At 69.2% G+C, this 23,717-nt stretch carries 19 protein-coding genes; 9 read left to right on the forward strand and 10 right to left on the reverse strand.

The features are described 5' to 3' along the window. Positions 1 to 15 precede the first annotated feature (15 nt). The gene (locus ACSQ2B_RS15235) at positions 16 to 1,695 is read right to left on the reverse strand and encodes an MHYT domain-containing protein (RefSeq protein WP_436051094.1); all 1,680 of its coding nucleotides are present in this window, start codon (positions 1,693 to 1,695) and stop codon (positions 16 to 18) included. Positions 1,696 to 2,134: 439 nt separating this feature from the next. Then, the gene (locus ACSQ2B_RS15240; RefSeq protein ID WP_436051096.1) at positions 2,135 to 4,078 is read right to left on the reverse strand and encodes an acyltransferase family protein; all 1,944 of its coding nucleotides are present in this window, start codon (positions 4,076 to 4,078) and stop codon (positions 2,135 to 2,137) included. Between the two features lie 219 nt (positions 4,079 to 4,297). On the opposite strand from ACSQ2B_RS15240, the gene corA reads away from it, so the two are divergent. Continuing rightward, positions 4,298 to 5,266: a magnesium/cobalt transporter CorA gene (gene corA / locus ACSQ2B_RS15245; protein ID WP_436051097.1), complete on the forward strand. Its 969-nt coding sequence runs from the start codon at positions 4,298 to 4,300 to the stop codon at positions 5,264 to 5,266. 90 nt (positions 5,267 to 5,356) lie between these two features. Here the strand turns inward: corA and ACSQ2B_RS15250 are convergent, their stop codons facing one another. Beyond that, on the reverse strand, positions 5,357 to 6,412 hold the full coding sequence (locus tag ACSQ2B_RS15250; protein WP_436051098.1) for an aldo/keto reductase: 1,056 nt from the start codon (positions 6,410 to 6,412) through the stop codon (positions 5,357 to 5,359). Positions 6,413 to 6,417: 5 nt separating this feature from the next. Further along, on the reverse strand, positions 6,418 to 7,509 hold the full coding sequence (locus ACSQ2B_RS15255) for a Rieske 2Fe-2S domain-containing protein (RefSeq protein ID WP_436051100.1): 1,092 nt from the start codon (positions 7,507 to 7,509) through the stop codon (positions 6,418 to 6,420). Between the two features lie 102 nt (positions 7,510 to 7,611). Between ACSQ2B_RS15255 and ACSQ2B_RS15260 the strand changes: the two genes are divergently transcribed. The 5 genes from ACSQ2B_RS15260 to ACSQ2B_RS15280 all read left to right on the forward strand — a co-directional run bounded on the left by ACSQ2B_RS15260 (position 7,612) and on the right by ACSQ2B_RS15280 (position 12,570). After that, complete coding sequence (locus tag ACSQ2B_RS15260; RefSeq protein ID WP_436051102.1) at positions 7,612 to 8,562, forward strand: LysR family transcriptional regulator; 951 nt, start codon at positions 7,612 to 7,614, stop codon at positions 8,560 to 8,562. Positions 8,563 to 8,749: 187 nt separating this feature from the next. Then, positions 8,750 to 10,237 (forward strand): aldehyde dehydrogenase family protein, encoded by a 1,488-nt coding sequence (locus tag ACSQ2B_RS15265; RefSeq protein WP_436051104.1) that lies wholly within the window; start codon positions 8,750 to 8,752, stop codon positions 10,235 to 10,237. After that, positions 10,234 to 11,019: a carboxymuconolactone decarboxylase family protein gene (locus ACSQ2B_RS15270; RefSeq protein ID WP_436051106.1), complete on the forward strand. Its 786-nt coding sequence runs from the start codon at positions 10,234 to 10,236 to the stop codon at positions 11,017 to 11,019. The genes ACSQ2B_RS15265 and ACSQ2B_RS15270 overlap by 4 nt, the downstream gene beginning before the upstream one ends. A gap of 151 nt (positions 11,020 to 11,170) precedes the next feature. Further along, complete coding sequence (locus tag ACSQ2B_RS15275) at positions 11,171 to 11,881, forward strand: FadR/GntR family transcriptional regulator (RefSeq protein WP_436051107.1); 711 nt, start codon at positions 11,171 to 11,173, stop codon at positions 11,879 to 11,881. Between the two features lie 230 nt (positions 11,882 to 12,111). Next, a complete protein-coding gene (locus ACSQ2B_RS15280; RefSeq protein WP_436051109.1) occupies positions 12,112 to 12,570 on the forward strand; it encodes a helix-turn-helix domain-containing protein in 459 nt (152 codons plus the stop codon). A gap of 36 nt (positions 12,571 to 12,606) precedes the next feature. Here ACSQ2B_RS15280 and ACSQ2B_RS15285 read toward each other — a convergent pair whose 3' ends face one another. The 4 genes from ACSQ2B_RS15285 to ACSQ2B_RS15300 all read right to left on the reverse strand — a co-directional run bounded on the left by ACSQ2B_RS15285 (position 12,607) and on the right by ACSQ2B_RS15300 (position 18,616). Then, entirely contained in the window at positions 12,607 to 13,353 is a 747-nt protein-coding gene (locus ACSQ2B_RS15285) for a FadR/GntR family transcriptional regulator (protein ID WP_436051111.1), read from the reverse strand. Further along, positions 13,346 to 16,426, reverse strand: a complete 3,081-nt coding sequence (locus ACSQ2B_RS15290; RefSeq protein ID WP_436051113.1) for an efflux RND transporter permease subunit — start codon at positions 16,424 to 16,426, stop codon at positions 13,346 to 13,348. Before ACSQ2B_RS15290 ends, ACSQ2B_RS15285 begins: the two co-directional genes overlap by 8 nt. A 4-nt stretch (positions 16,427 to 16,430) precedes the next feature. After that, the gene (locus tag ACSQ2B_RS15295; RefSeq protein ID WP_436051115.1) at positions 16,431 to 17,525 is read right to left on the reverse strand and encodes an efflux RND transporter periplasmic adaptor subunit; all 1,095 of its coding nucleotides are present in this window, start codon (positions 17,523 to 17,525) and stop codon (positions 16,431 to 16,433) included. 158 nt (positions 17,526 to 17,683) lie between these two features. Then, complete coding sequence (locus ACSQ2B_RS15300; protein ID WP_436051118.1) at positions 17,684 to 18,616, reverse strand: LysR substrate-binding domain-containing protein; 933 nt, start codon at positions 18,614 to 18,616, stop codon at positions 17,684 to 17,686. Between the two features lie 111 nt (positions 18,617 to 18,727). Here ACSQ2B_RS15300 and ACSQ2B_RS15305 point away from each other — a divergent pair, with 111 nt between their 5' ends. Continuing rightward, positions 18,728 to 19,486 (forward strand): 3-oxoacyl-ACP reductase family protein, encoded by a 759-nt coding sequence (locus ACSQ2B_RS15305; protein WP_436051120.1) that lies wholly within the window; start codon positions 18,728 to 18,730, stop codon positions 19,484 to 19,486. Positions 19,487 to 19,516: 30 nt separating this feature from the next. After that, positions 19,517 to 20,128: an NADPH-dependent F420 reductase gene (locus ACSQ2B_RS15310; RefSeq protein WP_436051122.1), complete on the forward strand. Its 612-nt coding sequence runs from the start codon at positions 19,517 to 19,519 to the stop codon at positions 20,126 to 20,128. An 8-nt stretch (positions 20,129 to 20,136) separates the two neighbouring features. Here the strand turns inward: ACSQ2B_RS15310 and ACSQ2B_RS15315 are convergent, their stop codons facing one another. Then, positions 20,137 to 21,009, reverse strand: coding sequence for an SDR family NAD(P)-dependent oxidoreductase (locus tag ACSQ2B_RS15315; RefSeq protein ID WP_436051124.1), 873 nt, complete (start codon positions 21,007 to 21,009; stop codon positions 20,137 to 20,139). Positions 21,010 to 21,164: 155 nt separating this feature from the next. On the opposite strand from ACSQ2B_RS15315, the gene ACSQ2B_RS15320 reads away from it, so the two are divergent. Beyond that, positions 21,165 to 21,584: a winged helix-turn-helix transcriptional regulator gene (locus ACSQ2B_RS15320; protein ID WP_436051126.1), complete on the forward strand. Its 420-nt coding sequence runs from the start codon at positions 21,165 to 21,167 to the stop codon at positions 21,582 to 21,584. A gap of 34 nt (positions 21,585 to 21,618) precedes the next feature. Here the strand turns inward: ACSQ2B_RS15320 and recQ are convergent, their stop codons facing one another. Beyond that, positions 21,619 to 23,433 (reverse strand): DNA helicase RecQ, encoded by a 1,815-nt coding sequence (gene recQ / locus ACSQ2B_RS15325; RefSeq protein ID WP_436052574.1) that lies wholly within the window; start codon positions 23,431 to 23,433, stop codon positions 21,619 to 21,621. Between the last annotated feature and the right edge of the window lie 284 nt (positions 23,434 to 23,717).

Raw genomic sequence — 23,717 nt, forward strand, 5'->3', positions numbered from 1 at the left:
TCTGGACCCGCCCATCTAGTCGACTACCCTGTCCCATACCGGGAGAGGCGCCAGCGGGATGGTAAGTCGTGCGCGAAATCCTTGGTCATCGTAGGACAGTTCGGCCGAACCGCCGAGCTCGCGATCGACGGAGCCCTGGATCAGCCGGGAGCCGAAGCCCCGACGTATGGGCGCGCGGACCGGCGGTCCGCCCGTCTCCGACCATGACAGCTCCAACATGTCGCGCAGCGAGCGCCAGGAGACGGTGACGCAGCCCTCGACCGTCGAGAGAGCGCCATACTTCGCCGCGTTTGTGCTGAGCTCGTGGAAGACCATCCCAAGCGCCAGCGCATGGCGCGGCTCTAACCGGATGTCCTCGCCCTCCAAGTGAACCTGGCTCGGTGCATAGGGTGCGAACTCCTGGCCCAGGAGTTCCTTTAGGCACGCTCCCGACCAGCGGCTGCGCGTGAGCGCGTTGTGGGTCTCGGACAACGCCACAAGCCGGGCCTCGAAGGCGGCGCGAAAGGCTTCCTGTGAGATCGCGCCCTTCGCCGACTGCCGTGCGATGGATTGCACGGTGGCCAGGGTATTCTTCACCCGATGGTTCAGCTCGTCGATCAGCAGGCGCTGACGGCGTTCGCTTTCGGCCAGTGCGGCGAAGGCGGCGTGCCGGTCGGAGACGTCGAGGACCACGCCCGACATGCGGCTAGGATGGCCGTTGCGCCGCGCCACTACGCGCCCGCGGATATTGATCCAGCGCGGGGGTCCATCGCCGGCAAGACGGTACTCGGCGTCGTACTCCCTCGAGTCCGCCAGCGCAGACTGGAAGGTCGATCCGCGCCGGGAATGCTCCTCCGGCGCGAGGGCGGCCACGACGTCCTCGGGCGCGAAAGGCGCGTTCGGGTTGCGCCCGAAAATTTCCTTCCCCCGCGGCGATATTTGGAAGCTCATCTGCGGCAAGGACAGCTCCCAATAGCCCACGCCGCCGGCCTCCAGCGCCGCCAGGACGTTCAGGCGCTGGTCGAACAAGGAGGCCAGCAGTGCTAGCAGGAGGATCACCGATGCGCCGGCCGCGACGCTGGTGGCCAGCATGAATGGTGGCGCGCCCGGCACGGCCACGTTGGCGCTGTCGAGGGGGGTAAGCCGCAGGGCGGCCATGGCCGTATAGTGCATGCCCGCGATAGCAAAGCCCAGGACCAGCGCGGCCACCGCGCGCCAGCGCAGCGTCCGCTCCCACCGCGCGGCGAACAGCGCCGCCGTGGATGCGCTCACCGCAATCACGAGCGAAGCGGCTACAAGCGGCGGGTCGTAGCCCAGCGAGGCCGCGGTCCTGAGCGCCGCCATGCCCACGTAGTGCATGAGGCAGATGCCCGCGCCCATGGCGCCGCCGGCCAGCGAGATGCGGGCGGCGCCGGCTCCAGGCTTCGAGGCGGCGAAGAAGGCCCCCGACGTCGCGCCGATCGCGAGGACCAAGGAGAGGAAGGTGAGCGGCAGATCATAGCGCACAGCGCTGCCGGGATCGAAGCCGAGCATGGCGATGAAGTGCATGGACCAGATAGACAGGCCCATAACCACCGCCGCTGTCCCGAGCCACACGCGCTGGGCCCGGCCGATATGCGAGCGGACGCGTCGGAAAAGGTCCAGTGCAGTCCACGAGCCCAGGACCGCCACGACCAGGGACAAGGCCACAAACAACGGGTGGTGAAGATGGTGCATCGGTGAAAACACCTGCCAAGGTTGCAACGCGCGCCTTGCAAGTCTGATCCCGTCGCTGCCAATTTACGGAGACGGACGCCGGTAGCTTGGGGTCAAATCAGGCATGGCCAACGAGAACCACCCACGGCTGATGTGCCCAAATCGAGGACAAGGGCGGTCGGCCGCTTAGCTGTAGATTCGGCCCTATTTCTAAGTCCTGCGGCAGAGAAGACAATTCCGCCGCTGCTCTCGCGAAGGACCGTCGCAGAAGTTGGCTTCAGAATGGGGCGTCAACCTCCCTCGGCTTCCCATGCTCGCGCTGTCACCCGTGAACACAATATGAATTTTGAGGTCCTGAGCCTCACGCGAGCCGATCAGCAATTCACGGACGGTCCACAAGCCGACCTGCGCCCGAAACGCGCCTGCAAAGATGCGCGCCTCGGGCGCTGCGCAACGCGCCCTAATTCATCAGGGCCTTCAGCCTCGCCTCCATGGCCGGCTCGATCGCCTGGGCGTAGGTCGCCGACATGTGATTGTCGTCGCGGTACATGACGATTCCGCGCCGCACGACATCGCACCGGCCCTCGGTGCAGAACTGGTCCGTCAGGTCCAGGCGGGTCGCATGCCTGGCGGCCTGCACAGCATCAGCCTCGGCTCGGACCGCGTCCGCATTGATCGCCCGTTCGGCGTCCACCGGGCAGGCGGCGTCGGCGAGGCCGCGCGTGACGGCGCGAGACAGACAGGTGGGGACGTCGTAGCCCGGGGCCGGGACGTCGCGGACCAGGATGGCTTCGATGCCGGCGGCGTCGAAGCTCTGGACGGTCTTCTGCAGGCCGGCCCGCCATTGCGCCACGGGAACAGGGACCGCCCCGGCCTGGGTCGGCCGCAGATAGAATTCGGCGCTGGCGATGACCACCGCGTCCGGCCGCAGGGCGATGATCCGGCGGATGGCCTCGGCCCGCCAGGCCACGCACTCCCGCAAGGGGCGCTTCAGCTTCACATAGTAGGTCGCCGGGATCGTCGCGGCCGGGCAGGAGGGCTTGAGGAAGGTCACCAGCTTCCAGCCATTTCGGCGAGCCGCGGCGTCAACGCTGGTGGACCACATGTTGGCGTGAGAGTCGCCGAACAGGACGAGGGTCCGGGCGCCCCTGGGGTCTCCAAACACGCAGGTCTTCACCGTCGCATCGTCCGGGGCGGGATTGCACTCGGGCCTGCTGGCGACGGCCCTGGCCTCCACGGCCCGGGTGATGCGCCTTTGGGCCGGCGAGTTGGCGCTGACCTCGGAGGCGGCATAGGTCCCCACGGTGCAGCCGGCCGCCATCACGCTCACGCCGAGCCCGGCGACCACCGTCCGGCCCGGCCGCGAGCGCACCCAGGCCAGGCGCCGGGCCGGGTTCTCGACCAGCCAATAGGTAAGGCTGGCGAGGGCGAGCGAAAGCAGAATCAGGCCTGCCAGGACCAGGGCGGTCTCGGGCGCGCCCGCCAGTCGGGCGAAGACGAACACCGGCCAGTGCCAGAGATACCAGGAGTAGGAGACGTTCCCGAGCCACTGGACGCCGGGGGCTTTCGAGATCGCGCCCAGCCCCTGGCCCTCGGCCAGCAGGATGGCGGCGGTTCCGAGGGTCGCCGGCAGGGCCAGGACGCCGGGAAAGGGCGCCGCCTCGGTCAGCAGGACGGCGCTGCCGGCAATCCCGGCGAACCCGAGCCAGGAGGCGAAGCGCCCGACCCAGACGGACCGGGACGGAGACGCGAACCCGGCGATCCCGCCGACAGCGAACTCCCAGGCTCTCGGAGGAGAGGCGAAGAAGGCCCAGGTCTGGTGCTCGCGCATCAGCAGCAGGCAGAGGCCGAACGAGGCGGCGCCGGCGACGCCCAGCACCACGGGAAGCCGCCTGGCCCCGAACAGGCGCAGGCCGGCGACGATCAGCAGCGGCCAGACGAGATAGAACTGCTCCTCCACCGCCAGGGACCAGGTATGCAGCAGCGGATTGTTGGCGGACGACGCGGCGAAATAGTCCTGCGCCTCGCGGATGAAATGGAAGTTGCTCAGATAGGCCGCCGTCGCCAGCCCGGCCTTCGCCGTATCCTTCTGCTCGCTCGGCGAGAGCAGGAGCAGGCTGGCGATCATCACGCTGAGCAGGACCAGCAGGGAGGCCGGAAGCAGCCTCGCGGCGCGTCGCGCATAGAAGGCCCGGAAGTCCAGCCGCCCCTTCGCCTCGACCTCCCGCACGATCAGGCGGGTGATGAGATAGCCGGAGATCACGAAGAAGACGTCCACGCCGACGAACCCGCCCGGGATCCAGCGCGGATCGGCGTGGAAGACCACCACCAACAGCACGGCGAGGGCGCGCAGCCCCTGGACGTCGGACCTGTAGCCGGCCGCGGAGCTTAGCTGCCTATCCATAAGGGCATGACGTTCACCACGGCCCTGCCCGTCAAGCCGCCGCGCCGGCGGGCGGGGCGAAACCGTCGAGTTTGCTTAAAGCGCGCGCCGATAGGCGATCGCGGCGAACTGTCCCGACGTTGCAAGACCATCGGCCTTCCGCGCGAACCGGTTTAGCCCAAGGATCTCGGCCATGCGTTGCAGCGCCGTGCGCGGACTGGCTGAGCCAGGGAGGACCGAATGAGCGTCGTTGCGGCCTATGTCTATGGCGATGGAAAGCGTCTGCGGGCGATCGACCTCGCCGTCCCCGCCAGCCTGGATCTGCGCGACGGCGAGTTCGCCTGGATCGGCCTTCTCGAGCCCTCCGAGGAGGAGCTCCGCGTCTTGCAGGATCGTTTTGGCCTGCATCCCCTGGCGGTCGAGGACGCGCTGACGGCCCAGCAGATGCCGAAGATCGACGTCTATGGCGACCAGCTGTTCGTCGTCGCCCGGACGGCGCACCTTGAGGGCGAGGAGATCGGCTACGGCGAAACCGACATCTTCGTCGGGCCCCACCACCTCATCACCGTGCGTCACGGCTCGGCGCGCGCCCACATCGAGTTGCGCCAACATCTGGAGGCGGCGCCGGCCCACCTGAAACACGGCGTCGACTACATCCTCCACGCCGTGCTCGACTTTATCGTCGACGGCTATTTCCCGATCGTCGAGGCGATCGAGGAAGAGGTGCTGGCGATGGAGCGCCACGCCCTCGACGCCTTCCTGAGCCGCGACGAGGTCACCCGCATCTTCAACCTGAGGCGCGAACTGATGCGCTTCCGCCGAATCCTGGGCCCCATGGAGGAGGTGGCCAACCGCCTCGAACACCATGACCAGCCCTGCATCGACCCGGAGGTGCGTCCCTATTTTCGCGACGTCGGCGACCACGTCCGACGCGTCGCGTCTCTGGTGGAAGGGCTTCGCGACGTCCTGGCGTCGGTGTTCGAGGCGAGCACCCTTCTGGAGCAGCAGCGCCAGGGCGCGATCACCCGGCGGCTTGCGGCCTGGGCTGCGATCCTGGCCGTGCCGACGGCCATCGCCGGCATCTACGGGATGAACTTCGACGTCATGCCCGAACTGCGCTGGAAGTACGGCTATTTCGCCGTGGTGGCCCTGATCGCGGTGGTCTGCGCCTTCCTCTATTCGCGGTTCAAGCGCGCCAAGTGGCTTTGAGCGACTTGCTCTGAACCGACTGGGGCCGCCGGCGTCAGGCGCGCCTTCGGCTCAGACATGATCGTTTCGGTCCTCATCCCGAAAGCCGCCCTATCGCGGGTTCGGCTGGTCGTCGTGGATGGCGTCGATCGCCTTGATGAGCTCGGGCGGCAGGGTGAGCGCCAGGCTCTTCAGATTGGCCTGCAGCTGCGGGGCCCGGCTGGCGGCCATCAGCACGGAGGTGGTGAACGGCCGCTGGCGGACGAAGGCCAGCGCCATCTCGGCGGGATCCAAGTCGTTGCGGCGCGCCAGGTCGACATAGGCGGCGGTGGCCGCCAGCTTCTTCGGCGTGAAGCGCGCCTGGGCGAAGCCGGGCATGACGGCCGAGCGGCTGCCTTCGATCGGCTTGCGGGTTTCGGCGTACTTGCCCGTCAGCAGGCCGCCCGCCAGCGGGGCGTAGGCGATCAGCCCGACCTGCTCGCGCATGGCGATCTCGGCCAGGCCCAGTTCGAACTGGCGATCGAGCAGGGAATAGCCGTTCTGGATGCTGACGATCCGCGGCAGGCCCCTCGCCTCCGCCGCCGCCAGATAGCGCATCACGCCCCACGGCGATTCATTGGCCACGCCGATCTGGCGCACCTTGCCGGCCGCGACCAGCTCGCCCAGCGCCGCCAGGGTCTCCTCGATCGGCGTGAGACCCGGCGCGTCGGGGAGGTGCGAGAACCGCGTGCGGCCCTGGGTGGTGATCGGCCGCTCCGGCCAGTGGACCTGGTAGAGGTCGATATAGTCCGTATTCAGACGATGCAGGCTGGCGTCGGCCGCGGCCTTGAGATTGGCCCGGTCGAGCCGGCGATCGGGGCCACGGATATGGGTCATGTCTCCGGCCGCGTTCCCGGGGCCGGCCGCCTTGGTCGCCACCACCACCTGGTCGCGCACGCCGCGCGCGGCGATCCAGCGGCCAAGGATCTCTTCCGAGCGGCCCTGGGTCTCGGCGCGGACCGGGACGGGATAGTTCTCCGCCGTGTCGAACAGGGTGACGCCGGCCTCGAACGCCAGGTCGAGCTGGCGGAAGGCGTCGTCCTCCGGCGTCTGGGCGCCGAATGTCATCACCCCCAGGCCCACGGCGCTGACGCGCAGGCCGCTGCGGCCCAGTTCCCGAAACTCCATGGCCCCTACTCGGCCGCCATCTCGGAGAAGGCGGGCACGCCGCGCACATAGTGCAGGCCCTCGACCCGTTCGAGGATTTCGGCGGCCTTCGACCGCGGATTGAAGAACTGGCTGTACCAGGTGCGCGCCTGGCGGAAGGGGCCGTCCGTGGGCAGCTGCAGGATCTGGATGGCGGCCCGCTTGTGCGCCCAGATCTCGCCGTCGTCATGGCCAAGACCCTTGGCCATGTTGCGGTTGAAGTTGAGCAGCGCCTCCTGCGCCTGGTCGTCGCTTGTCCCGTCCGGCCGCCTGATCATCGCGCACTGCCAGAGGCGGGCCGAGCCGTCCTCGATCGGAGTCACGGCGATCAACTGGGCGGCGTTCGCCTCGAGGAACCGCGCTGCATTGAGCCCTGGCCCGACATAGCTGTTCACCGTCGACAGCAGCCGCTCGGCCCCGAAGCTGTCGCCGATGCCCTGGGCGTGGCCGACCATGCTTTCACGCTGCCGGTAGCAGTGGCCGTCCACCTCGTTCTCGTAGAACCGGACCACGCCGCCGTGGGTGTACATCAGGTGGGCCCAGTCGGAGTTGTTGTCGAAGATCTCGATGGGATGGCAGGGCAGATCCCCCAGGTGCTCCAACCCCGGCCAGCGCATCCACTGCGGATCGTCCCATTCCGGAAACTCCGGCAGGTCGAAGTCCGGCCCCTGGCCCTCGGGATCGTTCCAGCAGAAGACCAGGCCGTAGCGTTCCTGGACGGGCCAGCTGCGCAGGCGGGCGCGTTCGGGGATCGGCCCGTCGAAGTAGGGAATGTCGTTGCACCGACCGTCGGGGCCGAACCGCCAGCCGTGGAAGGGACAGCGGATGCCGCCCGCCTCGACGTGCTGGCCGCTGGCGACGATGTAGGAGGATCGGCTCCGGCCGAGGTGGGTTCCCATGTGCGGGCAGTAGGCTTCGAGCATCACCGCCTGGCCGTCCTCGCCGCGGAAGATCACCACCTCCGCGCCGAAGTAGCGGGCGGTGGTCGGGGTCCCGCCGATCTCCGAGCCGTTGGCGACGGCGAACCAGCCCCGGGGAAAGGGGAACTCGCCGAGCCCGTAGTCCGCGCTTTGCGCCATCGAAGCCTCCCTGGTTTTCGGCCATGCTAGGACGCAATGGGTCGCCCCAACCAAGACAAAGTCTGGCGTCGCTCCATAACGACTTGGTATGGCTGGAGCCGCATGGACATCCGGCGGCTCCAGTTTTTCCTGCGGATCGCGGACGAGGGCTCGATGAGCCGCGCGGCGCGGGTGCTCGGCATCGCCCAGCCGGCGCTGAGCCGTCAGATGCGCCTGCTCGAGGAGGCCCTGGGCGTCGCCCTCTTCACCCGGACGTCGAAGGGCATGGAGCTGACCGAGCACGGCGAGCAGCTGCGCGGCTCCATGGTCGGGCCGCTGCGCCAGCTCGAGCTCGCCATGCAGAACGTCGGCTCGCCGTTCGCCCAGCTCGAGGGCGGGGTGGTGCTGGGCATGCCGCAGACCGCGGCCTGCGTGCTGGCCGGACCCCTGCTCAATCGGCTCGCCGCGGTCTTTCCGATGGTGAAGCTGAGCGTGGTGGACCGCGAGACCGTCCAGCTAGTCGAGAGCATGCTCAAGGGCGAGGTCGATCTCGCCGTGATCCACGGGCCGGCGCCGGACGAGCGGCTGTTCGCCAGCGAGCTGCTGAGCGAAGATCTGGTTCTGGTGGGCGGCCCCGCCAGCCGCCTTTCCGCCGACCAGCCCGTCGCCTTCGAGAAGCTTAGCGAATTTCCCCTGGTGCTGCCGAGGCTGCAGCCCGGCGTCCGCAGCATCGTCGAACGCACGGCGCTGGCCCTGAACGTCAAGATCCATGTCCCGCTCGACGTCGACTCCCTGTCGATCTCGAAGGAGCTGATCGAGTCCGGCCTCGTCTATGGCGTCTTGCCGGCCTGCGCCCTGCAGCGGGAGATCGAGGCCGGCCGCCTGCGTCATGCGCCGATCTGCAATCCCGTCCTGACTCAGCATTTGGTCTTCGCCGCCAGGCCGCATCTCGTCATGCCGCGGGCCTTCGTCGCCGAGTTCGGCTCCGTGGTGCGCCAGGAAGTGGAGCGTCTGGTGTCGAGCGGGGCCTGGCCGGCGACGCTTGCCTTCGAGCGCCGCGACGTCGCCCAATAACATGCGTGTTGGTTGGCCCGTATCGAGCATATTGGCCGCGAGGTGCGATTGACAGCCCGGTCAATGCGCACATTATGCCCGCCACATCAGCGCCGACGGCGAGCCGCTTCGAGGCGACGCGGCCTGATGTCGGCTCGTGATGAGCGAATAATGATGCGGGCGCGGCAAGCGCCCTGGGAGGATCCGCATGACGTTCCAGGTCCCCAGCAAGGACGTGCTTCCGCAATTTCCGGTGATCATCGGCGACCAGCGGCTGACCCGCGGCGGCGGCCAGACTTGGTCGCACATCTATCCCGCGACCGGCACGGTCACCGCCGAGATCGGCCTCGCCAGCCCCGCCGACGTCGACGCCGCGGTCCAGGCCGCCCGCGCGGCTTTTCCCGCCTGGCGCGCGCTGTCCGGCGACAAGCGCCGCGACCTGATGCTGAAGATGGCGGCGGTGCTCGAACAGAACGTGCCCGGCCTGGCCGAGCTGATGACCATCGAGAACGGCTCGCCGTCGCTGATGGCCCCCTACATGGTTTTGGATGCGATCCAGAAGTTCCGCTACTTCGGCGGCTGGGCGGACAAGATCCACGGCCAGACCATCGCCACCTGGGGCGGCCCTGCCCATGATTACGTCGCCTACGAGCCCTACGGCGTCGTCGGCGCCATCGTCCCCTGGAACGGCCCGCTGTTCGCCGCGACCATGGTGATGGCCCCCGCCCTGGCCGCAGGCAACTGCATCGTGGTCAAGGCGCCGGAGCTTGCGCCCTACACGGTGATGCGGCTGGGCGAGCTCTTCCTCGAAGCCGGCTTTCCGCCGGGCGTGGTCAACGTCGTCGCCGGCGGCGCGGATGTCGGCGAGGCGATCGTGCGCCATCCGGGGATCGACAAGGTGCAGTTCGTCGGCAGCGGCGCCACCGCGAAGAAGGTGCTGACCGCCGCCGCCGAAACCCTCAAGCCCTGCGGCCTGGAGCTCGGCGGCAAGTCGGCGGTGATCGTCTTCGCCGACGCCAACCTGGCAGACGCCGCCAAGCGCGGCCTCTCCGGCGCCATGAGCGTCAGCGGCCAGGGCTGCGTCAACGGCACCCGCCTGCTCGTCGAACGGCCGATCTACGATCAGTACCTGGCGATGCTCCAGGGGATCAGCGGCCACATCAAGGTCGGCGATCCGCTCGACAAAGCCACCATCATGGGCCCGGTCATCTCGGAGGCCTCGCTGCAGCGGATCTGCGGCATGGTCGACAAGGCGACCGCGGAAGGCGCGCGCATGGTCACCGGCGGCGGTCGGCTAGGCGGCGATTTCGCCGGCGGCTTCTACCTGCCCCTGACCATCATGGCCGACGTCGGGTCGGACAACACCATCGCCCAGCACGAGGTGTTCGGCCCGGTGCTGGCGGTGACCCCGTTCGACACCGAGGAGGAGGCGATCGCGCTCGCCAACGGCACCGACTACGGCCTGGGCGCCTACGTCCACACCCAGAACCTGCGGCGCGGCCACTACGTGGCCAGCCAGCTGCAGGCCGGGCAGATCCACGTCAACGGCTCGGGCGAGGCGATGCAGCCCAACGTCCCCTTCGGCGGCTGGAAGCAGAGCGGCTACGGCCGGCTCGGCGGCGAAGCCGGCCTGCACGAGTTCCTGCAGATCAAGAACGTCTGGGTGAACCTGGCCAAGGTGGAGGGCGCGCAATGAGCCTCCTTGATCCCGTCGAACGCACCCGCAGGGGCGTCGAGCAGCAGGCGGCGCTGACCGGCGCGCCGGAGCCGGAGCCGAAGACCCTGCTGGAAGCCTCCTGGCGCGACTTCATCTACGCCGAGGTCTGGACCCGGCCGGGCCTCGACCTGCGCTCGCGCTTCTGGATCGCCATGGCCGCAGCGGCCTGCTCGCCCGGTCCGACCGAGATCCTCGACAACTATGTCCGCGGCGCGCTGACCACCGGCGAAGTCACCTTGTCGGAGCTGCGCGAAGGCGCCCTGCACCTGGCGGTCTACGCCGGCTGGTCGCGCGGCGGCGCCTGGGATCAGGCCATCACCCGGGTAGCGACCGCGCTCGGCCTGCCCCCGGCGGAGTACGCGCCGATCCGCGCTGAGCCTTGGGATCCCGAGGTCCGGCACGCCGAAGGGGCGGCCAACTTCCTCTCGGTCATGACCATCGGCGGACCGCCGCCGGTCGTCGCCTACTTCGACGCCGGGATTAACAACTTCGTCTTCGGCGAGATGTGGATGCGGCCCGGCCTGGATCAGCGGTCGCGTCGCTGGATCACCATGGTCGGCGTCTCGGAATCCTCGTCGGACGTTCCCATCCGCAGCCACACCTACGCCGCCATGGCCAGCGGCAACGCCACCATCGACGAGATGCACGAGTACGTCCTGCAGTACGCCATCCATGGCGGCTGGCCGAAGGCGTCGGTCATGCAGGGGACGGTGTTCGAAATGGGCAAGCGCGTCGCCCAAGGCCTGCCCTTCGAAGCCTGATCGCGCCTGGACCGATTTTCGGAGACTTCCTGATGACCTTCTCGATCGATCAGTACCGCCTCGACGGCAAGGTCGCCGTCGTCACCGGCCCGACCCTGCACGTGGACGGCGGCTGGATCCTGCGGCCTTAAGCCGCTCGGGCGAGACGCCAATGCGCGAGAGCCCGAAGCCAGATCGGCGCCGCCTCGTGGAGGCGTCGGCCGATCGTCTGCGCGACCTGATTCTGGCCTCCGCGCCCGACACACAGATCGGCTCGCTGACCGACATCGCCCGCGAGCTCGGGGTGGGCGTGGTGACCGTCCAGCAGGCCGCCCGCATCCTGGAGCATGAAGGCCTGCTGCAGGTCCGGCGGGGTCCCGGCGGCGGCTACTACGGCAAGCGTCCGACCGAGGCCTCGCTGGAGCGCTCGATCGCCGGCTACCTGCGGGTCGACAGCGCCCGCTTCCGCGAACTCTTCGAGATGACCTCCCTGCTGGAGTGCGAGCTGGCGCCTGCCGCTGCGCGGTCCAGGGACGCCGACCTGAAGACGAGGCTCGAGCGCGTGCTCGCCATGCTCGCGCGCAGCGACACGATCGAAAGCCAGCTCGCGGTCGAAGAGGCGCTGCACGACGTCCTGTTCCGCATGGCCGACCATCCGCTGATGGGCCTGCTCGGACGCGTCACCATGAGCGTCTACAAGGCCAGTCCCGCCCCCTCCATGTTCCTCGACCAGGACGGGATCGACGCCTGGCGCGCGGGTCGCCGTCGGATCGTCGACGCGATCCAGTCCGGCGACGAGGACCTCGCCCGGTTCGAGACCGTGCGTTACCGCCAGGACCTGCTGGTGCGCCTGCGGCGGCTCCACGGCGAGGCGCGGATCTGAGACGCATTCGGGAATGACCATGAGGCGCCGCGACGCAGCTATTCAGACGCGCCGGGCGAGAGGTCGTCGAGACGATCGCCAGTCATCGCATGGGTCGCGAGGGGTTGACCGACGGGCGCCCCGTAAAAGTACGGAGGTAATCGTCCGGAATTTCAACCGGAGCTTGCCTCGGTCACCCTGCTCTACGTGGGACCCAGCGTCGCCACCTCGCCGATGGGAGCAAGCGACAGATGACTACCTTTTCTCGACCCCGCGCCGCCTCGACCACCGAAGAGGCGTTGCACGCCGACCCGCATCCGGTGGATCAGCAGGTCGGACTGCGGATCCGCATGCGTCGCAAAGAGCTTGGCTTCAGCCAGGAGAAGCTCGCCGAAGCCTTGGGCCTGACGTTTCAGCAGGTGCAGAAATACGAGCGCGCCGCGAACAGGGTGAGCGCTTCGAAGCTGTTCGAGATCGCCCGCGCGCTGGACACCAGTGTGAACTACTTCTTCGATGGAATCTCCACGACCGAGAACCCTGAGAGGCCGACCACCACCGACCTGGCCGCTCACAACCTCCTGCTCACGTCGGAAGGGGCGGAGCTGGCCATCCTGTTCACGAAGCTGCCCCGCGGCGGGATACGTCGCAAGCTGCTGGACCTGCTGCGCGCCATAGTCACCGCGCAGCCGGGGCCTCGTATCGACAGCTAGGTCGTCCGTCCGCCCCCTCTGAGGTCCGCCGCGCCCTCAGACCGCGGCCGGACCCTCGCCGCGCAACCGGCGCAGCCGGGCGATCAGGCCCTGGCGGTAGCGGACCGCCTCGAACCGGGCGAGCTCCTCGTCCTGGGCGAGCACGGCCTGCAAGATCCGGCTGCGGCCCGCCTTCCAGGCGGCGACGCCTTCCGGGCCTGAAAACAGCGGGGGCGCGGGCTGGCTGCGTTGCAGCTGGCTTGTCACCCGGGTGAGCAGCTCGATCAGCGGCCGGTTGACCATCTTGTAGAGGGTGTTGTGCAGCTCCTGCTCGAGCGCGATCCGCGCCTGCGCGGTGTCGGAGGTCTCGACGCGGGCGGCCAGGCCGCGCAGCGCCGCGCGCAGGACCTCGTCGGTGCAGCGGGCCGCCGCCGGAATCAGCTCGCAGTCGAGCAGGGAGACGATCTCCGACACCTCCTTGAAGGCGGCCGGATGGACGCGGATGTAGGCCGCGATCGAACGCTCCAGCGCCGCCTCGTCGGGACGCTTGCCGTAGTAGCCGCCGCCTGGACCGCGACGGACCTCCAGCAGGCCCTCGTGCTCGAGGATGCGGGCGGCCTGCTGGACGGTGACGATGCCGACGCCGAGCTCGCGGGCGACCTCGTTCAGCGAGCCGATCTGGGTGTCGGGCTCGGCCGCCAGGATCAGGTCGCGCAGCCGGTCGGCGGCCGCCTGGACCAGGTGGCGCTTCTGCAGCTTGACCTTCTCGCCTTCGACCTTCGGCGCGTCCGCGGGCTTAGGCATGCGCCTCCTCCGGAGCGGCCAGTTCCCGCTCGCGCGCGCTGGCCGCGCTCGCCCGGTGGTCGCCGGCCACCAGGCTGTAGATGGTCGGCAGGACGAACAGGGTGAAAAGGGTGCCCACCAGCATGCCCATCACCACCACGATGCCGATGGCGAAACGGCTGGCCGCGCCGGCACCGCCGGCGAACAGCAGGGGCGCCAGGCCCGCGACCATGGCCGCGGTGGTCATCAGCACCGGGCGCAGCCGCACCGCCGCGGCCCTGGCGATCGCGGCGCTCCGGTCGAGGTTCTCGCGCTTCTGGATCTCGTTGGCGAAGGACACCATCAGGATGCCGTGCTTGGAGATCAGGCCGATCAGGGTGACGAGGCCGATCTGGGTGTAGATGTTGAGCGTGGTGAAGCCGAGATAGATCGGGATCAACGCGCCGCAGACCGCCAGCGGGACCGTCACCAGGATGACGATCGGATCGCGCCAGGACTCGAACTGCGCCGCCAGCACCAGGAAGATCACCACCAGGGCGAAGGCGAAGGAGATCGTCAGCTGATTGCCCTCCTTCACGTACTGGCGGCTGTCCGACAGCCAGTCGACGGTGGCGCCGGGCGGCAGCGGCTGGCTCTCCAGGAACTTCACCGCCTCGCCCATGGTCACGCCGGGCGCCAGCACGGCCGAAAGCGTGACGGCGTTCATCTGGTTGAACTGCGGCAGGCCGTTGGCCTCCGGGCGCATGTCGACGCGCGCCACCGTCGACAGCGGTACGAGCTGGCCGGAGCTGGCCTTCACATAGAACTGGCCGAGGTTCTCCGGCGTCAGCCGCTGACTGCGCGGGACCTGGGTGATCACATCGTAGGAGCGGTTGTGGAAGTTGAACCGGTTCACGTAGTTCTCGCCCACCAGGATGGCGAGGGTGTCGGCGATGGCCTGCATGCTGACGCCCATCTCGCCGGCCTTGGCCTTGTCGATGGTGATCCGCGCCTCGGGGCTGTCGAAGGCCAGGTCGCTGTCGACGAAGACGAACAGCTGGCTGCCCCAGGCGGCGTCCTTGATCTTCTCCATCGCCGCATAGAGGACCGGAAAGTCGTCCGGCGAGCGGACCACCATCTGCACCGGCAGGCCGCCTGACGAGGCCGGCAGCGGCGTCGGCTGGAAGGCGGTCGCGAAGATTCCGGTGATGTTGGCGCCGCGCTGGTTGAGCTCGGCCTGGATCTCGTCGGTGCTGCGGCTGCGCTCGTCCCATTCCTTGAGGAGCACGCCGCCGAAGGCGTTGTTCGGCCCGTCCGTGCCATTGTTGAAGAAGCTGCTGACATATTCCGGCAGGCTGCGGAATATCTTCTCCACCTCGGCGGTGTAGCGGCTGGTGTAGTCGATGTTGGCGTACTGCGGGCCCTTGGTGACGACGAAGACGTAGCCCTGGTCCTCGGAGGGCGCGAGCTCGCGTCTCGCGCCGGAGAACAGCACCACGATCGCCACCAGCACCGCCACGCCGAAGACCAGCACCAGGCCGCGCGCCGCCAGCGTCCGGTCGAGCAGCCGGCTGTAGGCGGCCGTGATGCGGGCCATCAGATGTTCGATGGCGGTGGCCAGGCGGCCCGAGGACTGGGCCGACTTGAGCAGCCAGGAGCTCATCATCGGCGAGAGGGTCAGCGCCACCACGCCGGAGACGATCACCGCGCCCGCCAGGGTGAAGGCGAACTCCCGGAACAGCGCCCCGGTCAGCCCGCCCATCACGCCGATCGGGGCGTAGACGGCGGCGAGCGTGATGGTCATGGCGATCACCGGCCGGACGATCTCGCGCGCGCCGACGATGGAGGCGCGGACGGGCGAGAGCCCCTCCTCGATGTGGCGGTGGATGTTCTCCACCACGACGATGGCGTCGTCGACCACCAGGCCGATGGCCAGCACCATGGCCAGCAGGGTGAGCAGGTTGATCGAGAAACCCATGGCCAGCATCATGGCCGCGGCGCCGATCAGCGACAGCGGGATGGTCACCACCGGGATCAGCACGGCCCGCAGCGAGCCCAGGAACAGGAAGATCACCACGATCACGATGACGATCGCCTCGACCAGCGAGTGGATGACTTCGGAGATGGCGGCGTTGACGAAGTGGGCCACGTCGAACTGGTCGACGATGGTCATGCCCGGCGGCGCGACGCGCTGCATGCCGGGGATCAGAGCGTTGACCTTCTTGACGATCTCCAGCGGGTTCCCGTCCGGGTTCGGCGAGATGCCGATGGTGACCGCGCGGCGTCCGTCGGTGCTGAAGCTGGTGTCGTAGTTGGAGCCGCCGATCTCCACCGTGGCCACGTCGCTCAGCCGCACCATGCCGTCCGGAGCGGACTTGATCACCATGCTGCGGAAGTCCTCGACGTTGGTGACGTCGGTGGCCGCGGTGATGTTCATCACCGTGGACGAGCCCTTCAGCTGGCCGGGCGCGGCCTGGACGTTGTTGGCCCGCAGCGCCGCGGCGAGGTCGCCGGCGGAAAGTCCGCGGGCGGCCAGCTTCACCGGATCGACCCAGATGCGCATGGCGAGCGTCTGGCCGCCGAAGATGTCGGCGGCCGCCACGCCGGGCACGGCGGTGATCAGGGGCTGGGCCACCCGGGCGGCGAAGTCGGTGATCTGCGGGCGCGACAGCTTGTCGGCGACGAAGGAGACGTACTCCACCGGCGTCGCCCCGTCGGTGATCTTGCTGATCACCGGGTCGCTGGCGCCTTCGGGCAGGCGGTATTTGACCTGCTGCACCTTGGCCAGGATCTCGGTCATCGAGCGGTCGGCGTTGGCGTTCAGCACCAGCTTGGCCTTGACCTGGCTGCTGCCCTGACGGGAGGTCGAGGTCAGGTATTCGATGCCGTTGGCGGTGGCGATGGCCTGGGCGATCGGGGTGGTGACGAAGCCCTGCATCACCTCCTGGGTGGCGCCCGGGAAGCTGGTGTCGACAACGATGGTGGCGCTTTCCAGGTTCGGATATTCGCGCACCGGCAGCAGGACCACGGCGCTGCCGCCGACCAGCAGGATCAGCAGGCTGACGACGACCGAGAGGATCGGCCGGCGGATGAAGATGTCGGTGAAGCTCTTCATCCTCTCAACCGCCCTGCGCCGCGATCTTGACCGGCGCGCCGGGCTGGACCCGCAGCTGGCCGTCGGTGACCACCACGTCGCCGGGGCTCAAGCCCGTCGTCACCACCACCTTGTCGCCGATCCGCCGACCGGTCTGCACCGGAACCGTCTGGGCCTTGCCGTTCCGCACCACCATCACGCTGTCGCCGGAGGAGGAGGTCTGGATGGCGGTCGTCGGCGTCAGGAGGGCGTTCGGCTGAGGCGGCAGCATCAGGCGGGCCGTGACGTACATGCCGGGCTTCAGCGTCCCGCCGGGGTTGGGCAGGGTCGCCTGGACGCTGACGTTGCGGGTGTCGGCGCCGACCAGCGGCTCGATGGCGTTGACGACAGCGGTGAAGATCCGGCCCGGATAGGCGTCGACGGCCACCTCGACGGACCCGCCCACGCGAAGCTTGCCGAGGTCCTGCTGGGGCAGGTTGAAGTTGACGAACAGGCGATCGAGGGCGGTCAGGGTAGCGATCGGGTCGCCCGGGTTCACATACTGGCCGGGGTTCACGCGCCGCAGGCCGAGTTCGCCGGCGAAGGGCGCGCGGATCTGCTTCTGGGCGATGCGGGCGTCGAGCTGGCGCACCGCGGCCACCGCCGCATCGTATTCGGCGCGGCGCTGGTCGGTGGTCTGGCGGGGCTCGAAGCCGGTCGGCTGCAGGCGCTGGGAGCGCTGCAATTGAACCCGGGCGAAATCCGCCTTGGCCTGGGCGGCGGCGCGATCTGCCCGCTCCGGCGCGTCGTCGAGCTGGATCAGCACCGCGCCGGCGCCGACGCGGGCGCCGCCCTCGAAGCGGATGGCGACGATCCGGCCGACGGTCTCCGGCGCCAGCGTCACCTGGCGCACCGCCTGCAGGGTCCCGACGCTTTCGAGGGCGACCGGCACAGTCTGCGGCTGGACGACGATGGTCGAGACGACGGTCGGCGGCGGCGCGCCCTGCGGCGGCGCGGCCGTGCGCGCCCTGCGCCAGCCGATCAGTCCCGCGAACAGCACCGCCACGACCAGCAGGACGATGATGAGGCCGCGCACCGGAAATCCGCCTGAGCGGTCCCGAGGGTTCGCGGTCTCGGACATGGGCGCCTCCCAAAGCTTCAACGTTCAGGGCGCGCCGCCGCCGTCCAACCGCCGGCCGAGCCGGCCTAAGCCGGCCCGACGCGAGGTGACATTATCTACGGGCGGCCCCGAGGCGTCTATTTAGGGCAAGCTCGGGCGTTCGAAAGGGATTAAGCGCGTCAGGCGCCAAGACTGCCCGCGAAGCGCTCGGCCAATCGACGAGCTTGGAAGGCCTCAGAGACGAAGTCGACGAAGGCGCGCGTCTTGGTCGGCAGCAGGGCCCGGCTGGCGAAATAGATCGAGATCGGCCCGGCGTCGGCCCACCAGTGGGGCGCGAGCCGCACCAGCGCGCCGGACTGCAGGTGCGCGGCGGCGTCGGGAACCGCGACCAGCGCCACGCCCAGGCCGAGGATCGCAGCCTGGCGCATGGCCGTCGGGTCGTTGACGACAATCGTCTCGGCCAAGGGGGCGGCCACCTCCTCGCCCGCGGCGTTGCGCATCAGCCACTGGCGGATCCGGCCCGTGCGCTCCGACCGCATGACCACGCCGTCGAGGCCGGCCAGGTCGGCGGGATCCACCAGCGGCCGACGACCCTGCAGATAGGCGGGCGAGGCCACGGCGATGATGTGCGCCGGCGCAAGGATGCGGGCGATTACGCCGGGATTGAGCTCGAAGCCGCCGCCGATCGCCGCGTCATAGCCCTCGCCCACCAGGTCGACTGGCCGGTTCTCGAACCGCCAGTCGGGCTTCACCCGCGGATAGCGCGCCAGGAATTCCGGCAGCAGGGGCAGGATGTGCTCGACCCCGAAGGTCGGGCTGAGGCTCACCTTGAGAACGCCCGCCGGCTCGCCCCCTTCGGCGCTGACCGCCGCGATCGAACCCTGCAGCCGCTCCAGGTCGTCCCGGATAGCGTGGAAAAAACTCTCGCCCGCCTCGGTGAGGGTCAGCCGTCGCGTGCTGCGGTGAAACAGGCGGGCGCCGAGATTGCGCTCCAGCATGGCCACGCTGCGGCTCACCGCAGCCGGCGTCAGGCCGAGCGCCCGGGCCGCCGTCGAGAAGCCGCCCATCTCCGCGCTGCGGACGAAGGCCGACAGGTTGGCCAGGCTTTCCACGCCATATCTCCAATTATTCGTTGAAAGTGATCCTAGTCCAATCTGGCTAAAAAAGGAGGAAGTGATCGGCGATCTTTGCCGGGGTCGAAACCCCCTGACGGAGTTCAGCAGATGCCCCTCTCAACCCCCGCCCCGCCCCTGGCCGGCAAGACCGCCCTGGTGACCGGCGGATCGCGCAGCATCGGCGCAGCCATCGCCCGGCGCCTCGCCGCCGACGGCGCCCGCGTGGCTCTGACCTACAGCGCCTCGTCCGGCCAAGCCGACGAGGTGGTGCGCGCCATCGAGGCGGCCGGCGGCTGCGCCCTGGCCATCCGGGCCGACGCCGGCGACCCCGCGGCGGTGCGCGGCGCCGTCGCCCAGACCGTCGAGGCTTTCGGCGGCCTCGACATCCTGGTGAACAATGCGGCGATGGGGAACACCGCCCCAATCGAAGAGGTCGCCTTCGAGGACTACGAGCGCATTCTGGCGGTGAACGTCACCGGCGTCTTCGTGGCCACGCAGGAGGCGGTCCGACACATGACGTCGGGCGGCCGGATCATCCACATCGGCAGCTCGATGGCACGCTACGCGGCCTTCCCGACGGCCTCGGTCTACACCCTGACCAAGGGCGCGGTGAGCGGCTTCAACCGCAGCCTCGCCCGGGATCTCGGACCTAAGGGGATCACGGTCAACACGGTCCATCCCGGTCCGACCGACACCGACATGAACCCAGCGGACGGCCCGCTCTCGCAGATCGTCGGCCCCGGCATCGCGGTGGGTCGCTACGGCCGACCTGAAGAGATCGCCAGCGCCGTCGCCTATCTCGCCAGCCCCGAGGCGGCCTTCATCACCGGCGCCGACCTGGCCGTCGATGGCGGCTTCACCGCCTGATCCCGCCCCCAGACTTCAGGAGAACGTCCTATGACCATCGGCATCATCGGCGCCGGCGCCATCGGCTCGGCTATCGCCCGCACCCTCGCCCGCGCCGGCCTCGACGCGAAGATCGCCAACAGCCGCGGCCCGGAGAGCCTGCGAGATCTCGTCAAGCAGGCCGGACCGCGCATCACCCCCACGACGCCACAGGACGCGGCCGCCGCCGACATCGTCTTCCTCGCCGTCAACTGGTCGAAGATACCCGATGCGGTCGCGGGCCTCGGCCCATGGAACGGCCGGATCGTTATCGACGCCAACAATCCCATCGAGGCGCCGCTGTTCCGGCCCGCGGAGCTGGCCGGCTTCACCTCCAGCGAGGTGATGGCCCGGCTGGTCCCGGGGGCACGCCTGGTCAAGGCCTTCAACACCCTGGCGCCGCCGCTGCTCGAGGCCGATCCGCGCGAAGGCGGCGGCCGCCGGGTGCTGTTCTTCTCGGGCGACGACAAGGCGGCGAAGGCCGAGGTCGCGACCCTGATCGACCGCCTGGGCTTCGCAGGCGTCGACCTGGGCGGACTGGTCGAAGGCGGGCGGCTGGCCCAGTTCCCCGGGGGTCCGCTGCCAGCGCTCAATCTGGTGAAGATCGGGCCCGCCGGGTCGTGAGCCTCCGCTCACCCCATCGGCCGCTTGGGATCGGGCGGCAGGAAGGTGATCGGCTGGCCCATGGTGTCGCGGTAGGACAGGGGCTGCTTGCCGTCGATGTCGCGCAGGCCATAACGCTCGCCGAGTTCGGCGCCGATCAGGGCCTGTCCCGAGAGCTCCATCCGCTTCGGATCGTCATGCAGGGCGTTGATCACCAGGCCGGTGAACTCCGGCCGCTCGAACTGCGGCAGGTGCTCGACGAGCGCCGCCGGCAGATACTCCTTGGGCGTCGTCTCGGCGAACTTGGCCAGCTCGTCCGAATAGATGAAGCCCGGCCAGACGGAGACGCTGGCGACGCCATGCGGGCGCAGCTCCAGCGCCATGTCGAAACTCATCTTGTCGGTCCCGGCCTTGGCCGCCCCGTAGGCAGGGCCGTGGAAATAGGTGACCGCGCCGTAGAAGGAGATGTTGGCGATCAGTCCTTGCTTGCGCTCCACCATCAGGGGCGCGGCGAAGTAGGCGGCGATGTAGTTGGTGTGCAGGCCGATCTCGATCATGTCGCCAAGCGCCAGCGGCTTCTCCCAAAAGACGCCAGGCCGTCCCAGTTCGGGCGCGACCGCCGCGGCGTTGTTGACGAGGATGTCGAGCCGGCCGGTCTCGTCGCGGATGCCGTTGAACAGGGCCTCGACGGCTGCGGGGTCATGCTGATCGAGCGGGACCGCGACGCCCTTGCCCCCGCCGGCCGTGACCTCGGCGGCGGCCTCGGCGAGCTGGGCTCCGCTGGTCGGCCGGCTGGTCAGGTAGACGGTCGCGCCAAGACGCCCGAACTGGCGGGCGATCCCGCGTCCAAGACCTCGGCTGGCGCCGGTCACCAGGACCACCTTGCCCGTTTGATCGCTCATCTTTGATTTCCTGCGGCTGTTCGATGCGAAGCCTGGCTCACCCAAGCGCCTGACGTCGCATCCGGTTCGTGGTAATCCAGTTCCGATTTGATCCCTGGTCACCAATCGGAACTGGGACTATCAGCCCGTTCCCCCCGCCAGAAGGAGGCACATTTTTGTCACCTGGATATTCGACGGCCCCGGACGACGCGTGCCTCGATATTCGCGAAGTGCTGAACCGCGTCGGCGACAAGTGGAGCCTGCTGGTGGTGGGCGCGCTCGACGGCGGCCCGCGCCGGTTCAACGACCTGCGCCGCAACATTCACGGGGTTTCCCAGCGCATGCTGACGCTCACGCTGCGGCTTCTCGAGCGGGACGGCCTGGTCACCCGGACGGTCTTCGCCACGGTTCCGCCGAGCGTCGAGTATCAGCTGACGCCGCTGGGCCGCACCTTGATCGAGCCTGTTCGCGCCCTGTCGCAGTGGGCCCGCCAGCACCGCGACGAGATCCGGGCAGCTCGCGCCCAGTTCGACGGCCAGGCCGTGAACGAGACGGTCTCCGCGCGACAGCCCGCGCTCGACGTCGTCGAGGCCTGAAGGCTCGGCTCGCCGCCGGCGCAGATCGACGGATCTATTCCGCGAAGCTGCGGACGACCTCCATCACCGCCTCGCCGTAGCGGGCGAGCTTGCCCTCGCCGACGCCCGAGATCCGTTCCAGCGCCGCGCGCGAGCTCGGCCTGGCCTGGGCGATCTCGGCCAGGGTGCGGTCGTGGAAAATGACGTAGGGCGGCACCGCCTGGGCCTTGGCGGCGCGGCTGCGCCAGGACCGCAGCGCCTCGAACAGCGGCTGGTCGGTCGGCGACATCTCGGCGGCGGTCTCGCGGCCCTTGCGCGTCCGTTTCTGCTTGGCCTCCGGCGCGGGCGCCTCGAGGCGGACCAGCACCTGGCGTTCGCTGCGATAGACAGCGCGCACGCCGTCGGCGTCGCCCAGGCCGATCAGCGGCCGGCCGTCGTTCGGGTCCTCCCGCAGCAGGCCCTCGAACAGCAGCTGCTCGACCAGGTCGCGCCACTCCACGGCGTTCAGCTCCTGGCCGACGCCGTAGGTGGACATGGCGGCCTCCTGGTCGCTGACCTCCTTGGTCTTGCCGAGCAGATGGTCGATCAGTCGGCCGCGGCCGAAGCGGCCGCCCAGCCGGTGCACGGCCGACAGCGCCATCTGAGCCGGCTTTGTGGCATCTTTAGAATCCGGCGGGCTGACGCAGTTGTCGCATTGGCCGCAGGGTTCGACCCCCGTTTCGCCGAAGTAGCGACGGACGCCGGCCGGCCGGCAGCTGGCGCCCTCGAGCAGGGCGTAGAGCTGGCGGACCTTGCGGACCTGGACCTGCTTGACCGCCTCGTCCACCTCGCGCTCGCCGATCCGGCGCATCGCCCAGGCAAGGTCCGAGGAGCCGTAGAAGGTGATCCCTTCGGCGGGCATGCCGTCGCGCCCGGCGCGGCCGATCTCCTGCCAATAGGCCTCGATCGAGGCCGGCGGATCGGCGTGGATGACGAAGCGCACGTCCGGCTTGTCGACGCCCATGCCGAACGCGATGGTCGCCACCATCACCGCGGCGTCGGCCTCCAGGAACTCCTCGAGCCGGCGGTTGCGCAGGTTCCGCTCCAGGCCCGCGTGATAGGCGACAGCCGGGACGCCCGCCTGGCGCAAGGCCTCGGCGATCTTCTCGGTCCCGTCGCGCGAGCCAGCGTAGACCACGCCCGAGCGGTTCGGCCGTGCGGCGACCAGCTCGACCACCCGCTTCAGCGCCGAGCCGCGCCGGCGCTCGGCCGATAGGATCAGCTCCGGACGGGCGAAGCTGGCGACGAACTCGCGGCTGTCGTGCAGCCGAAGCTCAGTGCGGATGTCCTCGCGGGTCCGGCTGTCGGCGGTGGCGGTGACCGCCAGTCGCGGCACGCCCGGGAAGATGTCGGCCAGCCGGCCCAGCATCCGGTATTCGGGCCGGAAGTCATGACCCCACTGGCTGACGCAGTGGGCCTCGTCGATGGCGATCACCGACAGCGGCGTGCGCGACAGCCGCTCCAGCATCCAGGGCTGCATCAGCCCTTCGGGCGAGATGTAGAGCAGGGCGAGTTCGCCGGCGTCGATCTTGCGCCAGGTCTCGGCCTTTTCGGCCGGATCGATGTTGGAATCGAGCCGGGCCGCGGCGACCCCGGACTGCTGCAGCCCCGCGACCTGGTCGGCCATCAGGGCGATCAGCGGCGAGACCACCAGGCCGAGGCCGGGACGCATCATCGCCGGGATCTGGAAGCAGACGCTCTTGCCGCCGCCGGTCGGCAGCACCGCCAGCGCACTGCGCCCGGCGAGGATCTCGCCGATCACATCGGCCTGCAGCCCGCGGAACTCCGCATGGCCGAAGGTGCGCCGCAGGATCGCGCGCGCCTCGCCCATGGGCTCCGCGTGAGGGGGCTCCAGGCTGGACGGCTCCAGATCGGGTTCGGCGAGCGAGGCGCGCATGGTCGCCGTTATGGGGGGGAATCGCCCGATTGGCGATGCGGCTTTCGCGTAAAAATGCTGCGCCGAACACCCCTCTCGACCGGCCTGGCCGACAGCTCCCCACCGCGCGGTGGAGCATCTTCGGCCGAGATCCTCCACCGCGACGCAGGGCGCTGTGTCGCGGCCGCCGCCTCGGCCGTAGGAACCGGAATTGATTCAGCCGGTTGGTGGACTCGGAG

Origin of the sequence: Phenylobacterium sp. LjRoot225 (assembly GCF_964252855.1) — a bacterium.
Lineage (GTDB): Bacteria > Pseudomonadota > Alphaproteobacteria > Caulobacterales > Caulobacteraceae > Phenylobacterium.

Excerpts from the sequence above, each read along its gene's own strand:
- ACSQ2B_RS15235 (WP_436051094.1), bottom strand. The coding sequence starts at position 1,695 with ATGCACCATCTTCACCACCCGTTGTTTGTGGCCTTGTCCCTGGTCGTG.
- ACSQ2B_RS15240 (WP_436051096.1), bottom strand. The coding sequence starts at position 4,078 with ATGGATAGGCAGCTAAGCTCCGCGGCCGGCTACAGGTCCGACGTCCAG.
- corA (WP_436051097.1), top strand. The coding sequence starts at position 4,298 with ATGAGCGTCGTTGCGGCCTATGTCTATGGCGATGGAAAGCGTCTGCGG.
- ACSQ2B_RS15250 (WP_436051098.1), bottom strand. The coding sequence starts at position 6,412 with ATGGAGTTTCGGGAACTGGGCCGCAGCGGCCTGCGCGTCAGCGCCGTG.
- ACSQ2B_RS15255 (WP_436051100.1), bottom strand. The coding sequence starts at position 7,509 with ATGGCGCAAAGCGCGGACTACGGGCTCGGCGAGTTCCCCTTTCCCCGG.
- ACSQ2B_RS15260 (WP_436051102.1), top strand. The coding sequence starts at position 7,612 with ATGGACATCCGGCGGCTCCAGTTTTTCCTGCGGATCGCGGACGAGGGC.
- ACSQ2B_RS15265 (WP_436051104.1), top strand. The coding sequence starts at position 8,750 with ATGACGTTCCAGGTCCCCAGCAAGGACGTGCTTCCGCAATTTCCGGTG.
- ACSQ2B_RS15270 (WP_436051106.1), top strand. The coding sequence starts at position 10,234 with ATGAGCCTCCTTGATCCCGTCGAACGCACCCGCAGGGGCGTCGAGCAG.
- ACSQ2B_RS15275 (WP_436051107.1), top strand. The coding sequence starts at position 11,171 with ATGCGCGAGAGCCCGAAGCCAGATCGGCGCCGCCTCGTGGAGGCGTCG.
- ACSQ2B_RS15280 (WP_436051109.1), top strand. The coding sequence starts at position 12,112 with ATGACTACCTTTTCTCGACCCCGCGCCGCCTCGACCACCGAAGAGGCG.
- ACSQ2B_RS15285 (WP_436051111.1), bottom strand. The coding sequence starts at position 13,353 with ATGCCTAAGCCCGCGGACGCGCCGAAGGTCGAAGGCGAGAAGGTCAAG.
- ACSQ2B_RS15290 (WP_436051113.1), bottom strand. The coding sequence starts at position 16,426 with ATGAAGAGCTTCACCGACATCTTCATCCGCCGGCCGATCCTCTCGGTC.
- ACSQ2B_RS15295 (WP_436051115.1), bottom strand. The coding sequence starts at position 17,525 with ATGTCCGAGACCGCGAACCCTCGGGACCGCTCAGGCGGATTTCCGGTG.
- ACSQ2B_RS15305 (WP_436051120.1), top strand. The coding sequence starts at position 18,728 with ATGCCCCTCTCAACCCCCGCCCCGCCCCTGGCCGGCAAGACCGCCCTG.
- ACSQ2B_RS15310 (WP_436051122.1), top strand. The coding sequence starts at position 19,517 with ATGACCATCGGCATCATCGGCGCCGGCGCCATCGGCTCGGCTATCGCC.
- ACSQ2B_RS15315 (WP_436051124.1), bottom strand. The coding sequence starts at position 21,009 with ATGAGCGATCAAACGGGCAAGGTGGTCCTGGTGACCGGCGCCAGCCGA.
- recQ (WP_436052574.1), bottom strand. The coding sequence starts at position 23,433 with ATGGGCGAGGCGCGCGCGATCCTGCGGCGCACCTTCGGCCATGCGGAG.